Annotated in this window: 11 protein-coding genes; 5 read left to right on the forward strand and 6 right to left on the reverse strand. The window is 59.1% G+C overall.

Annotated features, from left to right (window positions below; translation table 11 throughout):
* Positions 1-260: 260 nt before the first annotated feature.
* From N2599_RS21645 to N2599_RS21660, 3 genes are all read left to right on the forward strand, one after another.
* Positions 261-1,697: a DUF6880 family protein gene (locus N2599_RS21645; RefSeq protein WP_027511373.1), complete on the forward strand. Its 1,437-nt coding sequence runs from the start codon at positions 261-263 to the stop codon at positions 1,695-1,697.
* Between the two features lie 545 nt (positions 1,698-2,242).
* Positions 2,243-3,508, forward strand: a complete 1,266-nt coding sequence (locus tag N2599_RS21655) for a metallophosphoesterase family protein (RefSeq protein ID WP_027511372.1) — start codon at positions 2,243-2,245, stop codon at positions 3,506-3,508.
* Entirely contained in the window at positions 3,509-7,009 is a 3,501-nt protein-coding gene (locus tag N2599_RS21660) for an AAA family ATPase (RefSeq protein ID WP_027511371.1), read from the forward strand.
* Between the two features lie 349 nt (positions 7,010-7,358).
* Here N2599_RS21660 and N2599_RS21665 read toward each other — a convergent pair whose 3' ends face one another.
* Positions 7,359-8,039: a YybH family protein gene (locus N2599_RS21665; protein ID WP_244914699.1), complete on the reverse strand. Its 681-nt coding sequence runs from the start codon at positions 8,037-8,039 to the stop codon at positions 7,359-7,361.
* 157 nt (positions 8,040-8,196) lie between these two features.
* Complete coding sequence (locus N2599_RS21670) at positions 8,197-8,436, reverse strand: DUF4167 domain-containing protein (RefSeq protein ID WP_051336676.1); 240 nt, start codon at positions 8,434-8,436, stop codon at positions 8,197-8,199.
* A 668-nt stretch (positions 8,437-9,104) separates the two neighbouring features.
* Here N2599_RS21670 and N2599_RS21675 point away from each other — a divergent pair.
* A complete protein-coding gene (locus N2599_RS21675; RefSeq protein WP_027511369.1) occupies positions 9,105-9,317 on the forward strand; it encodes a hypothetical protein in 213 nt (70 codons plus the stop codon).
* 84 nt (positions 9,318-9,401) lie between these two features.
* Here the strand turns inward: N2599_RS21675 and N2599_RS21680 are convergent, their stop codons facing one another.
* From N2599_RS21680 to N2599_RS21695, 4 genes are all read right to left on the reverse strand, one after another.
* On the reverse strand, positions 9,402-10,244 hold the full coding sequence (locus N2599_RS21680; RefSeq protein ID WP_027511368.1) for a hypothetical protein: 843 nt from the start codon (positions 10,242-10,244) through the stop codon (positions 9,402-9,404).
* 136 nt (positions 10,245-10,380) lie between these two features.
* Positions 10,381-10,809, reverse strand: a complete 429-nt coding sequence (locus tag N2599_RS21685) for an SRPBCC family protein (RefSeq protein WP_027511367.1) — start codon at positions 10,807-10,809, stop codon at positions 10,381-10,383.
* Positions 10,802-11,137, reverse strand: a complete 336-nt coding sequence (locus N2599_RS21690) for an ArsR/SmtB family transcription factor (RefSeq protein ID WP_027511366.1) — start codon at positions 11,135-11,137, stop codon at positions 10,802-10,804. The genes N2599_RS21685 and N2599_RS21690 overlap by 8 nt, the downstream gene beginning before the upstream one ends.
* Before the next feature lie 381 nt (positions 11,138-11,518).
* Positions 11,519-12,391: an SDR family NAD(P)-dependent oxidoreductase gene (locus tag N2599_RS21695; RefSeq protein ID WP_051336675.1), complete on the reverse strand. Its 873-nt coding sequence runs from the start codon at positions 12,389-12,391 to the stop codon at positions 11,519-11,521.
* A gap of 110 nt (positions 12,392-12,501) precedes the next feature.
* On the opposite strand from N2599_RS21695, the gene N2599_RS21700 reads away from it, so the two are divergent.
* Positions 12,502-13,410, forward strand: a complete 909-nt coding sequence (locus tag N2599_RS21700; protein ID WP_037142626.1) for a LysR family transcriptional regulator — start codon at positions 12,502-12,504, stop codon at positions 13,408-13,410.
* Positions 13,411-13,635: the final 225 nt, after the last annotated feature.

Raw genomic sequence — 13,635 nt, forward strand, 5'->3', positions numbered from 1 at the left:
GATCTATCCATTGGCTATTGTTAGCTCCTCTGCTTGTCCGGCGGAAGTCCAAGGAAGGAGAGCCGGTCTCCGGGGATGCCGGCGATTGTCTAAGCATCTCGAGACGCCACACTGTCGCCTGGCCGGGCAGGCTTCTTCAACGGATCATGCGTCGGATTCCCTTGGAGGAGAGCCAAGGACTATCCGGGCGTGTCGATCCTCGACCTTGGATTTCAACCGCCATCAGGATAGCGTCGGCCCGAAACAGACAGCGAGGACTGATGGCAGCCAAGACGACCCTCAATGCGAAAAACCTGGAGGCACTTGGCGCACAGCGCCTTGCTGAGCTGCTCCTTGAGATCAGCACTGGCAGTGCAGCCCATAAGCGACGGCTGCGTATGGAACTGGCCGGCAATCACAGTAGCGCAGAGGTCGGACGCGAGGTGCGCAAACGGCTCGCCAGCATTGCACGTGCCCGCACCTTTATCGATTGGCGCAAGGTCAAGGCGCTGAAGACGGATTTGGAGACGCAGAGGAAGACGATAGTCGACATCGTCGCCGCTGACGATCCAAATGAGGCCTTCGAACTCATCTGGCAATTCCTTTCCCTTGCCGATTCAATCTTTGAGAGATCCGACGACGGCAGCGGCTCGCTCATTCAGAGTTTTCATCAGGCTTGCGTTGACGCCGGCATCATAGCCAAGTCGGCGGGTATGGACGCAGGAGTCCTTGCCAGCAAGATCTGCGCAGCGGTGCAGGATAATGGCTACGGCCAGTATGACCGGCTGATCACGGCGATGGCGCCGGCGCTGGGCAAAGATGGGTTGGAACGACTGAAGACCTTGTTGATGCAGTGGTCGAGGGAGCCGCAGGAGAAGCCAGTCCAGCGCGATCGCCAGGTCATCGGCTGGAGCAGCAAAGGGCCGATCTACGAGGACGAGATCTTCGGCGATCACCGGGAACTGACGGTGCGCATCGCCCTCCAGGAAATCGCCGATGCCCTTGGTGACGTTGACGCCTATATCGCCCAGCAGCCGGAGAAGAGCCGTAAAGCGCCAATGGTCGCAGCCGACATTGCCAACCGTCTGCTTTCGGCAGGACGAGCCGAAGAGGCTCTCCAAGCGCTGGATAAGGTCGACACACTGCGCAGGTCCGACGTTCCGTTCGAGTGGCAGCTCGCCTACGTCGAAACGCTGGAGGCCCTGGAACGCGGCGACGAGGCACAAGCTTATCGATTGCAGAGCTTCGAGGGGTCGCTGAACGACGAGCACCTGCGCGCTTATCTACGCCGTCTTCCGGACTTCGATGACATGGAGGCAGAAGAAAAGGCGTTCGCCTATGTCCATGCCTTTCCGGACGCTCACGGGGCTCTCGCGTTTTTCCTTCGCTGGCCAGCGCCCTCCGAGGCGGCAAAGCTGGTCATAAAGCGACGGATGGAGCTCGACGGCGACCTGTACGGGTTGATGACGTCGGCAGCAGGGGTCCTAGCGGAGAAGCATCCGCTCGCGGCAACCGTTGTGCTGCGCTCCATGATCGACTTCACCCTCGATAGCGCACGATCCAGTCGCTACAAGCACGCGGCGCGCCATCTTGCGGAATGTGCATCCCTGGCGCGGTATATTGATGATTTTGGCAGCGCCGGATCCCACGACGCCTATCTTGCAGACTTGAAACATCGACATGGAAAAAAGCATGGCTTCTGGAGCCTGTCGCCCTAAGTCCGTCCGACATGCGAGAGATTGAGCATGAGCAGGATGACAAAACACCTTCCGGCACGCCGATCCGCCTACCTGGGGAACAGGACCGCGCATCTTCGAGGTCTTTCTCGATCAGACCTGCCCATTCTCGGTGAGGGCCTTCAACATATCGGCTTCATGGCGCGCGTCTGCCGGGCCGACCGGATATAGTGCTTTCTTCAAGGGGATGGCTATTTTCGTCCACGGATGTTTCTGGCATCGCCATTCAGGTTGCCGCTGGTGCAGCCCTCCTGCATCAAACCCGGAGTTCTGGACTGTGAAGTTCGACCGGAATGTGGCTCGAGATCAGGAGGTGCTGTCGTGGGCGCGGTCGCGAGCTGTGATTTCGACAGCGATCTTGTTCGCCCGCATTCGCGTCGAGGCCCGAAATCTCGAAGGAGGGTTTCGTCAGCTTAATCCAGCACGCGCTCGGCCTTACTTGTGGAAAATGGAACAAAACGCGAATATGTTCTGGCGCGAACCCTGGCATTGCCTTATCAATCGGGCGCAATGGATGAGGTTCGGATTTGGCCTATCGCTTCCTGCATACTGCGGACATTCACCTCGACTCGCCGTTGAGGACGCTTGCCTTGCGGAATCCCGAACTGTCCGAGTTTATTGGGTTGGCTACCAGACGCGCCTTCGTCCGAGTAATAGACCTCTGCCTTGAAGAGCAGGTTGACGCTCTCATACTTGCCGGCGACCTCTACGACCGGGATCAGACCTCGATGAAGACCGCCCGCTTCCTGGCCGAACAGCTCCAACGCCTGCATACGGCCGGAATCCGCACTTTCATCATTCGTGGCAATCACGACGCCCTGTCTAAAATAACAGCGGAGCTGATAATGCCGGACAGCGTCAAGGTTTTCGGCGCGGCCTCGGAAGTCGTTTCAATCGACCGCGCTCCAGGCGGCTTCCCGGTCGCAATCCACGGCCTCAGTTTCGCCAAGCCACACGCTCCCGAAAGTTTGCTGAAACACTATTCTCTTCCCGTTCCCGACGCGGTCAACATTGGCGTGATGCATACAAGCCTGGGCGGTTCTGAAAAGCATGACCTTTATGCGCCGTGCAGCGTCGCCGACCTTCAGCAGAGTGGTTTCCGCTATTGGGCGCTCGGCCACATTCACAAGCGGTCGATAATCGAGCACCCGTCGTCCACCATAGTCATGCCTGGCATGCCCCAGGGACGCGACATCAACGAGGACGGCCGGAAATCCGTATCCCTTGTCACGGTTAGGGACGACCGCTCGATCTTGATCGAGGAACGGCAAACGAGCGTGGCTCAATTCGATCGGCTGGTCGTCGACGTCTCTAGGGCAGACGACTGGAAGGATCTGATCGGCGACATCGCCTCGAAACTCGAAGAGCTCCGGTCAAATACGGCTTCCGATCATCTTGTTGCCCGCATTCAGATAACCGGCAGGAGCAAACTGGCTTGGCGAATCCGCCGTGACCTGGACCTTCTTCGCACCGAAATGGAAACGCGTGGTTCGATCATCGGGAAGACGTGGATCGACAAGGTGCAGAGCACGTGCTCTGCACCAGAGCAAGCCGGCGTCCAATCTGGAGCACTGGAAGAGCTCGCGACCATCATGGACGGCGAGATCAGTGGCTCGCCAGCCTATCGTAATGAGCTTCGCAACGTCGCCGACGAGCTGCGCGGCCAGCTTCCCGCCGAACTGCGGGACACTTTCGGTGCCGATGAGGAGGCGTTCGAGAGCATTCTGTCGAGCTTCACTCGGGAGGGATCCGCGAACGTGCTTGCGCGCCTCAGGGGCGGCGAGGGAGAATAGATGCGCCTGAACCGTCTCGACCTCAGCCGGTACGGCAAGTTCACCGATAGCGTGATCGACTTTGGCGGGCGGCCTGCGACGTCGCCGGATCTGCACATCATCTACGGCCCCAACGAGGCGGGGAAGTCGACGACCCTAGACGCGATCCTGGACCTGATATTCGGGATTGGCAGCTCCAGCAGATATGGCTTCCTTCATCCCTATGCGACGATGAGGATAGGCGCCAGCATCGAGGTCGCCGGTCAGGACCGTGAATTCGTCCGTATCAAGCGACAGCAGAACAGCCTCCTCGACGGTGAGGATCGGCCTTTGGCCGAGGGCTTGATCAAGGCCGATCTCGGCGGCATCGACCGGGACGCCTTCACGACGATGTTCTCGCTCGACGATGAGACGCTCGAAAACGGAGGCGAGGGCATCCTCGCGAGCAAAGGCGACCTTGGAGAGCTGCTGTTTTCGGCCAGCGCGGGACTTTCCGAGCTGAGCCGGCAACTGTTATCGATTAGAGCCGAAGCAGATGGGTTCTATAAGTATCGTGCGCGCAGCGGCCTTCTGGCCGACCTCAAGTCAAAGCTCGCTGCGCTCAAGGCGGAACGCGAGGCGCTCGACGTCCAGGCGAGCGACCATGAACGTCTGATTGGTGAGCGAGATCGCTTAAGCCGTCTCTACGACGAAGTAATCGCCGAACGGGCGGGAACGCAGCGGCGCATCGATGAAATCAGGCACATCCTTCATGCGATGCCTACGATGGCCAGACTTCTGAGTTCAAGGGAGCGGCTTGCAGCCTTGTTAGAAGTCCCGGAACCGCCGGAAAACTGGAGGCAGGAGCTTCCGGGCCTCAGAAAGGCTGAGATCGAGCACCTCGTCAAGCGGAGGGACATCTCAAGATCGAAATCTCTGGTCGACGACGAGGCGGCCGGCATAGCGCCGGATCCCGTAGCATTACGTTTGGCCTTGCGAATGGACGAGCTTGCGGAGCTTAAGGCTCGCTACACGACGGCGCAGAAAGACATTCCAAAAATTACCGCAAGGGCCGCTGAGCTTTCTATAGAGAGCATTCTTCTGCGGCTCGGGAAACCGGGAGAGGCATCGCCGACTAGGTTGGTGCTGGACGCAGCGACGGTCGGGAAATTGCGAGGGCTCATAGGGGCCAAATCGGGCGTCGATGCGCGGGCGGCGGCGGCAGCCGATGAACTCGCCAAGATCGAACGGCTGCTCGCCGAGGAGCATTCAAGCGCGCCGCAGATCGAGACTATAAGCCCGGACAAGGTGAAGGCCTTCGAATACCTCGCGGCGACGATGAAATCTGTACCGCGGTCGGATGACGTCGTTGCGCTCCGATCGATCGCACGAAGGCGCGACGGGTCCGCCAGCGCTCTTTCCGAAGCGCTGGCGCGACTGCTCCCGTGGCGCGACACTGCCGACCGACTTGCTGCGATGACATGTCCTTCCGCAGGCAGACTGGAAAACTGGAAGGTCCTGTTTAAGCGCGGCGAAGAGCTACTATGGACAGCCCACGGTGAGCTGGAACGGCTCGTGGCCGAGTCCAAACGACTGGACGCCGAGATTGAAGTCGTGCGACGGCAGGTGGGAGAGGTCGATGAAGCGAATGCCGTGTTAGTCCGCGCCGACCGGGAGAGGGCTTGGGCGGCGCACCGGGAAAGGATGGACGCCGGCACCGCCGATTCCTTTGAAGCGGCGATGAGAGCGGACGATCATCTCGCTTCGCAGCGGCTCGCGCACTTTTCCGAGATTGGCAAGCTCAACCAGCTTCTTCAACGGCAAGCTTCGGTCCGCTCGGAGATCGAAACTGGCCGGGACCGTGAGCGGCGGGCGCTCGCGGATATAGAGGAAGTAAAGTCGGCGATATCGGAGCAGGCCCAGAAATTTGCCCCAGGCGTCGCCTTCAGCCTTGATCCATCCGAGCTTGAAGATTGGTTGCGCAGGCGCGAGGAGGCGCTCAAGTCGAGAGACGAATTGTTAAGTGTCGAACAAGAGCTCGGCGATGCTGAAGATCGGGTGAGCCGAGCAAAACGAACGCTGATGGAGGCGATGAGCCGGGTCGGGGTGCCATTTCATCAGGATGCCGAAATCGCCAGCCTTGTCGCAAAAGCTGAAGAGGCGCTCGATGCTTTCCATGCTGCGGTGAGCAGCGCCCAGCAAATACACCGGCTTCAAAAGGAATACGTCGAGCGCCAAGACGCCGCGGAGAGAGCTGCTCGCGCTTCGAGGATCTGGAAAACCGAGTGGGAAGAGGTTTGCGGCGGATGCTGGCTTGGCGAGCTCGGGGCCATTCCCAACACCGGTTCCGTCACGGAAATCCTGTCGACGCTCGAGAATCTCGCCTCGGCGATCGACGCGAGAGAGGGCCTGATCGACCGAATCCAGAAGATGGAAAAGGATAAGGCCCATTTCGAAAAGGAAGTGCTCGAAATCTGCGGGTTGCTTTCGATTGTTCCGGATCGCTCCGCGAACGACCTCGCGCAGGAGATAGCCGAACGGGTCAGGGACGCCGGCTTGAATGAAGAGCGTCGCGAAAAGCTTTACGGCGACCTGGATTCGCTTCGCGTAGATGAGCGGCAACTGCAGTTGTCTGAAGAGATGTTCGATGCACGGCTGAGGGTGATGCTCGACTATTTCGGCGTGACAACGCTTGCCGAGGTCGAATCCCATATGGAGATTGCGAAGCAGCGACGTGAGCTGTCGAATACGATCCTCGACCTGGAGCATGAACTTCTTCAGACGACCGGTGCGCCTGCTATTTCGCTGATCGAGGAGCTGGTGGCCGCGGCCGACAGGCAGGAGCTGGAAAACGAGCTCGCACGACTGACGCCGGTTCTTGAGGATCAAGATGCCAGGTGCCGGGATGTGTTTCATGCTCGATCCAACGCCGAGGATGCGTTAGATGCGATCGGCGGTGATTCAAAGGTCGCCGAAATCGAGGAGCAACGTCGGACCCTGCTGCTCGAGATAGGAGAGAGCGCGAAGCGCTACATGGAGCTTCGGGCAGGCGTCGCCGCCGCGGAGCATGGCTTGAAGATCTACAGGGACCGGCATCGAAGCGGCATGATGGCTCGGGCGTCGGCAGCCTTCAAGACGATAAGCCGCGGCGCCTATCAAGGGGTGGCGGCGCAGCCGGGCAAGGACGGCGAAGTGCTGATCGCGGTCTCGGCGGCCGGCGGCTCCAAAGCCGCCAACGAGCTGTCGAAAGGCGCTCGCTTCCAGTTGTACCTGGCGCTGCGCGTGGCCGGTTATCACGAGTTTGTCGGCAACCGAGGGCCTGTTCCCTTCATAGCCGATGACATCATGGAGACCTTCGACGATTTCCGGGCCGAGGAGGCCTTCAAATTATTCGCGGAGATGGCGCAGCACGGCCAGGTGATCTACCTGACGCACCACCGGCACCTCACCGATATCGCACGTAAGGTTTGCCCCGCTGTTCGGCTGCACGATTTGGATGTGATCGGAGCGCAAAGACAGTTCGACGTTGTCGCTGCGGAATAGCTGGTCAGGGAAACATACGCTACCGAATATCGTGACCCAAGACCAAAGGCGCAAACAGGCGCAGCGCCTGGAGGTCTCAGCGATCTGAAGGGAGACGGCAGGTCGTCGGTCCTTCTGTGCGTTGGCATTGAACGGGATCAAGACTTCCCAGCCGCTCGCTCGCTCCAGCCCAACTGCGCCGCGCTTCTTGTCAGCCAGCACTCGGATGTCGGAAATCGCCTGCGCTCAGGGGAGCCGTTCCGGTCTTTGTTTACGCGGCAACCTCGATAGCTGCCGCCCTTTGCACCTTCCAAATTCCAAGGAAGGATAATTTCATCGATCCTGCAGGACGTCTTCCTGATCGACGATGTCAGGGGTCAAGGCTCATGACCACATTCCCGCCCTCCCTATTAAATTCAAAGGGCCATGAGATATGTTCATGTGTGATCGACCATCCGTCACTCGACCGTTGGCAGCAAACCGTCGAACGGATCCACGCTTCTTCAAGCCCGGCCTTCGAAAAGTGAATGTTTCCTTTGTCCAAGTGAAGCATATATGCAAACGCGACATCCTCGCTCATGACAATATTCAGGTCGCGGGTTTCCAAGCCGATTGGTCCCTCGTATTCATCAAACCACCGCAGAAAATTTCGCCGGACTGCATCGGATCCGATGAAGCCTTGGAGAGGAGGTACACAATCGAAATAAACAATGTTGGGGGAATAGAGCGCCATAAGTCGATCAATGTCCTTTGCCCGGCACGCCTCCTCTCGCCTGTCTAAAAGTGCTCTAATCTCGGACTGTGTTGAAGCCATTGCCTCCTCCATTCTGGGATCCAGCGAGATATCACCCGTCAGCGTGGTGGCCGCTCCCCGGCCGCCTGAATCTCGCAGAGCAACACCAATTGTCGCGATTTTGTTCCTTGCAGTGTGAACGCTCTTGCGACCGCCCGTGCGTACGGTGCCTCCTTCGTTTCGCGTTGCAGAAGCGGCCAAGCGGCCGCCTGACAAGACAAGCGATGTACTCGGCTCACGCTCTCGATGTTCGGCCATTGCGGGGGTCGTCCACAGTCACCGTTGTCATGGCGTCCGTTCCAATGGTCACGCGCTATGCGGCCGACACCGCTGCGCGGGATGTTCGGAGCAAAGCGGAGTTTCACCCAAGGGAAAGCGCTATTGAGCCAGGCGTTGGCGTAGCGCTCGGTATTAACTACTGATCTGTCTTCTGTGCGGATGGCGCGCTGGCTGCGGCGCTGCGGAAATAATGCTCTGCATGCTGGTAGTAGTTTTCGGCTCCGACCCGATCGCCGGACAGGGCTTTTTCGCGGGCAAGAGCGAGATAATGCTCATAACGCTGCTTTGCGTTTTGGACCGTATGGGATGATCCTTGAGAGCCGATGTTTGCAGGTCTTTTTTTCAGACGGATGTTGGGGGATTGCGGATTGTTCATGCGGTGTTTCAAGCCATCAATGTGGCTTGCTCCTTGGTTATGGATATGAGCGAGGCAATGGGAAACCTGAGCGCCGCCGGTCGATCTGGCCGGCGACAATCCCGAAGTTTTCGTGGCAACGCCGGCGATGACCGGTTCCCGTGAACCTTTGCCGGAGGGGCCTTTATCCCGGCCTCGCGAGCGGAAGGGGCAATGGTGCGACTAATGGTTCCAGGTCAAGGACGTACCCATGTAGCTCGTAAGCGACACGCGGCACCTTGCGGCATTCCGGGATTTTGAAATCACGAGCGGCCCCGGGGGATGGTGGTGAATAAATGCCCACACATCAAACAAGTGCCCCTTTGAAGCACCGAAGCCAAACTCTGACATTCAGGTTAACAAATATATAAAACTGCACTGTGGCCATTTCAAGCCGCTGGCCGTCCTTGAACTCGCACCCATGATCGATGAGGCCGTCGTGGGATGTGAACACACGGTTTGACAGCCAGTTGTCACGCCAGCCAGGCCCGATTGACGATCAGAACTCCTGACGCAGTAGCTGACCGCCTAGTGGCCGAACCGCCGCCCAGCTGCTGGTGATTGGGCCGATGGCCACGTTCATTCGTGGTTGACCCAATCACCTGACGCTGGCAGTCAATTCCATATAAGCTAAGAGGATGCTGCAAACGATGGACCGAACTCTCTTCAACAGCCTGTGCAAGGCCGGTAAATTCAAGGAGGCGCTTAGCCTCGCCGTCCAAGGCCGTGAGCACGAAAAATATGCGCCAAGCCGGTTTTCGATGGACAAGAGGACCGGTCTGCCAATCTTCTACCGGGGCAACAAGCGTGTGGAAGCCGATGCGACAGGTGAGTGGCAATTGGCAAAAAATTCGAAACCATAGGGGTAGCTGGTAACGGTGGAGACACCGAGGATCCAGCAAAGGCGTCCATGATTGGTGATGACGACAGACGTCACAAGAGGTGGCTCAGTGTCTCGTATGCGCGAGACATAAAACTTCTCGGTACTCGCATAGCTCATTGAGCAGCGTCTTTTCGACGGCAAGGATTTTAACCTTCTCCGCCTCGCCGACGAGCTGGATGATGTAGCTCTGTTGATCAATGCCCTGCCTATCGATGAACGGGTTCAAGAGGCTTGCGGGATTGCCAAGGTCGGGCAGGGCGCCGATGTCTTCATTCGTGACGTTGGGGGCATAGAACATAAAATGCGGCATGGTCATGGTATGCACGTCCATGTCCGGCGGTCCAACGGTGCGCATGATCGGAGACACCATATAGGAGAGGCCTGGTCCCTCGGGAATGCCGTAGGTTTTGTCGGCATATCGCTTTTCGATTTCGGATTTCAGGGCCGTCGGAGACATCCCTTGAGCGCGGAGTTCGGCCACATCCAAGATGACCTTAAAGTGAGCATTTGTGCCGGCCGCATCGTAGCAAAGCGGAATGTAGATATCGTTTCGAAAGTCGGCGAGTTCCCACGCCGTCCTCTCGACAAGACAGGCCAATCCGCTGCTTCCTTGTTTGGCCAACGCGTATCCCTTGGCGAGATTGAGAACATAGACTGCAGCCTTGCCTCGTAAGGCCGGTGGAAGCGCGCTTAAAGCGTACCGGATTTCGAGGTCGGGTGTCATCTTGTCGAGGGTTGTGTCGTATGCTTGGCTCCTGCCGGGCAGAGCGATGCCGATGCCGAGCGTGATGGGAACGGCAAGCAGCGGCCTTGTGGCTCGCCTGACGATACCGGCTGCCCGTTGAAGGGCCGCAGCAATTGCTCTGGGGGCATTCCTATGTGTATTTGCTTGCCTGATTGAAGACATAGTTTTCCTCCTGCCGGGTTCTGCGATGTTCGAGCATCGCCGGATCGGCCAAACCAAACGATAGTGAGACCGTTGTGCGGACGGAGCCGCGAGCCGCCGGAGCAACCCGGCGGGCCTGGCCATTTTTCACGAGCCCTCAGGCGATGGCTTCTTCGAAATTGTTCAGGATCGCGTTCCATCCGCCGATGTGGCCGAGACGCGCCTCCTCGCTTCGGAACTTGACCTGCCTCAAGGTGATCTCGGTCGTGTTCGCGTCAATGGCGGCGAGGTCTATCGTCACGACGCTGTCGTCAACGGAATAAGGAGATTCCCACGTAAAGGACAGGCGCGAATAGGGATCGATTTCCAGATAGGTGCCCGCGTGCGGTATCTCGCGATCGTTTGCCAGCATGACAATCGAGAACCGACCGCCCTTGACGGCATCCGCGCTCACCCTCGACGGTTCATTGCCGCCTGTCGGCGTGCGCATAAATTTGGCAAGCGTTTCCGCCGAAAGCCATGCGGCGAAGACCTTCTCGCGCGGCGCGGCGATCTTGCGGTTGATAGTCAATTCAAGTTCACTCATGTCCTTCATCCTTTGCATTTAGCATGTCTTCGAGCGCTTGCAGGCGCAGTTCCCAGACGGACTTCAGTTCCGTGAACCAGGCCTCAGTCAACCGCAGGGGTTCAAGTTCCGCAGCAATGAGATGCTCGCGGCCCAAAGTCCGGCGGGTGACCAGTCCCGCCTCCTCAAGAACTTTGATGTGCTTGGAAACGGAGTTCAGGGACATGTCAAAATGAGCAGCAAGCGTCGTCACCCTCAAGGCGCCCTCCTGAACGAGGAGCGTGAGAATCTTGCGCCGCGTGGTGTCCCCTGCGGCCTTGAGAATATGTGACAGAGCGTCTTCGTTCATTTATTCACCCGTATGGTTGAATATAACCATCGGCGAACATTAGTCAACCATTTGGGTGAATGTTTTTTCGAATTTGTTTGGACGCAGGAGATCTCAACTCTTTTTCGGTGAGGCTCTCAGGACGAAGCATTCCGACCGATTCACAGTCGTTTACGCCGTGCCAATGTGGGCTGGGTGCCTGCCACTGCTGCCGGGGCGCCTCCTTTGTCGTCCACCGGCCTCTTCCGCACTCTCCGCCGAGGTTGCGAGACGTTGCGCGTTTTTCACCCGCACCCGACATTGAAGCAGCCCCACGCAAGAGCGGCCGCCATTTTCGCGAGAGATGAAGGCGGCCCTGCTACATACGGAGAGGACACGTCCAACGGGGCTCCGACAGAAAATCTAGGCGAGATCGCCGCCGTCAATCCCGATAACGTGTCCGCTTATATAGGAACTGGCATCACTGGCGAGGAAAACGACCAGGGACGCAACCTCCTCCGGCGTGCCGACGCGCCGCATAGGGTAGGGGCTAACGAGCTGTTCGGTCGTCACTTTCCAGTCGCGCCGCACCCGTTCGAGCATCGGCGTCTCGATCGCTCCGGGCGCGATGGCGTTAATGCGCACGTGCCGCCCGTACTCCTGTGCGGCGGCGCGAGTCATGTGGATGACGGCGGCCTTTGAAGCTCCGTAGGCAACGATGTTCGGAAAGGCGTGCCGGCCGCCGATCGAGGCCATGTTGATCATCACACCTTCGGAACGGACAAGATGCGGCAGCTCGTATTTCATTGCGACGAAGACGCCGCGCATATTCGTCGCGATCTGATCATCGAAGCCGGCAATGTCGGTGTCGGCGATTGGCGCTGGCGGCAGGTCGATGCCAGCATTGTTGAAGGCAATGTCGAGGCGGCCAAAACGCTCCACTGCCTCAGCCACGAAACGCTCGACCTGATGGGCGTCGCGCACGTCCGATTTGATATAGACGACCTCGCCGCCAGTGGCCCGAAGCCGCCCTTCCACTTCGCGCCCGAGTGCCTCCCGCCGGCCGTTGAACGCAACCCTGGCTCCAGCCTTTGCAAGGACGCCGGCGGTTACCGCGCCGATGCCAGACGTTCCGCCGGTAACGATTGCAACCTTGCCCTCAAGGACACCAGGGGCTTGCGCCGATGCCGGTTTAGCGGCGAGCCCCGCGCCAACCGTTACACCAGCAACAAGCATGCCAGTGAGAATGTCCCGGCGCGGCAGAATCATTGTGTCGGATGCAATTGCCTCAGTCATGTTCTGTCTCCTCCACCATCTCGTCTATGGGCAGAGGTTAACCGAGGGAATTCCCTGGAAAAATCCCGATCTTCTTTCAGCATTTAAAAGCCTGGGTTAATAATCGGCGCATGAGCTTGCGACCGGATCCATTCTACGGCCTCTCAGCCTTCCTTGCGGCGGCGCAGGCGGGCAGCTTCACCGCTGCGGCTGCGCGACTGGGTGTGTCGCCAGCTGCCGTGAGCCAGGCGGTGAAGTCCCTCGAAGAAAAGCTCGGGACGCCTTTGTTCATCCGAACGACACGGCGCGTCGGCCTGACTGAGGCCGGCGCGGCTCTGCTGGCGCGCACCGCTCCTGCGGCCGCCGAGATCATCGCCGCTGTCGAGGACGTTGCGTCAGTGCACGAACCGTCGGGATTGTTGCGCCTCACAGTGCCACGCATGGCGGTGCCGCTGGTTATGGAGCCCATCATTCCCGCGCTGAGGCGCGCGTATCCGAGGGTCGCGGTCGAGGTCGCGGTCGAGGATGCGACAGTCGATCTGTCCATACGCAGTTTTGATGCCGGCATCCGCATCGGCGAGTATGTCGAGCGCGATATGATCGCGGTGCGTCTTACCCGCGACATTACCTGGGCGGTGGTGGCAAGCCCCGCTTATCTCGCCGCTCGCGGCCGGCCGGATGCACCACAGGACCTGGCGCGCCATGAGGCAATTCGGTATCGCTTTCCGAATTCGGGCGCGCTCTACAGATGGGAATTCGAACGCGACGGCCGGAGCTTTTCCGTCGATCCGCCGGGTGACCTGATCGTCAATGACGGTGCGCTGCTCGTCACATGGGCGCGGGCCGGCCTTGGCCTCGCCTATGTCGCCGATATCGCCGTAGAAGCTGAATTGCACGCTGGCCAACTTATCCGCGTGCTTGAGCAGTTCCTGCCGACGACGCCTGGTCTTTTTCTTTACTTTCCGCGGCGCGCTCAAGCCCAGCCGAAGCTGCGCGCCTTCATCGACCTGGCAAGGCAGGTTTTGCGGGCAACCCGTTGAACGCGCTGTCATGGTTGGCCTAGCGACGTCATACTGGCGCCGATGTTGGTTGCACCCGATGTTGAGAAAAGACTGCCCATATGGCATGCCCTGTCGAACTTTGGTTAGCGGGGGGAAGCGGAACGCTTCTGCCGCCCTATGCTGTCAGAACGGCGGCCCTGGGTGACTGGCGTAATACTTCCCGACGTTTCCAATTTCCACCCGCGTGTCGGTCCTGGGCAGGCA

The organism is Rhizobium sullae, assembly GCF_025200715.1.
Taxonomy (GTDB): domain Bacteria; phylum Pseudomonadota; class Alphaproteobacteria; order Rhizobiales; family Rhizobiaceae; genus Rhizobium; species Rhizobium sullae.

Excerpts from the sequence above, each read along its gene's own strand:
- N2599_RS21645 (WP_027511373.1), top strand. The coding sequence starts at position 261 with ATGGCAGCCAAGACGACCCTCAATGCGAAAAACCTGGAGGCACTTGGC.
- N2599_RS21660 (WP_027511371.1), top strand. The coding sequence starts at position 3,509 with ATGCGCCTGAACCGTCTCGACCTCAGCCGGTACGGCAAGTTCACCGAT.
- N2599_RS21665 (WP_244914699.1), bottom strand. The coding sequence starts at position 8,039 with ATGGCCGAACATCGAGAGCGTGAGCCGAGTACATCGCTTGTCTTGTCA.
- N2599_RS21670 (WP_051336676.1), bottom strand. The coding sequence starts at position 8,436 with ATGAACAATCCGCAATCCCCCAACATCCGTCTGAAAAAAAGACCTGCA.
- N2599_RS21675 (WP_027511369.1), top strand. The coding sequence starts at position 9,105 with ATGGACCGAACTCTCTTCAACAGCCTGTGCAAGGCCGGTAAATTCAAG.
- N2599_RS21680 (WP_027511368.1), bottom strand. The coding sequence starts at position 10,244 with ATGTCTTCAATCAGGCAAGCAAATACACATAGGAATGCCCCCAGAGCA.
- N2599_RS21685 (WP_027511367.1), bottom strand. The coding sequence starts at position 10,809 with ATGAGTGAACTTGAATTGACTATCAACCGCAAGATCGCCGCGCCGCGC.
- N2599_RS21690 (WP_027511366.1), bottom strand. The coding sequence starts at position 11,137 with ATGAACGAAGACGCTCTGTCACATATTCTCAAGGCCGCAGGGGACACC.
- N2599_RS21695 (WP_051336675.1), bottom strand. The coding sequence starts at position 12,391 with ATGACTGAGGCAATTGCATCCGACACAATGATTCTGCCGCGCCGGGAC.
- N2599_RS21700 (WP_037142626.1), top strand. The coding sequence starts at position 12,502 with ATGAGCTTGCGACCGGATCCATTCTACGGCCTCTCAGCCTTCCTTGCG.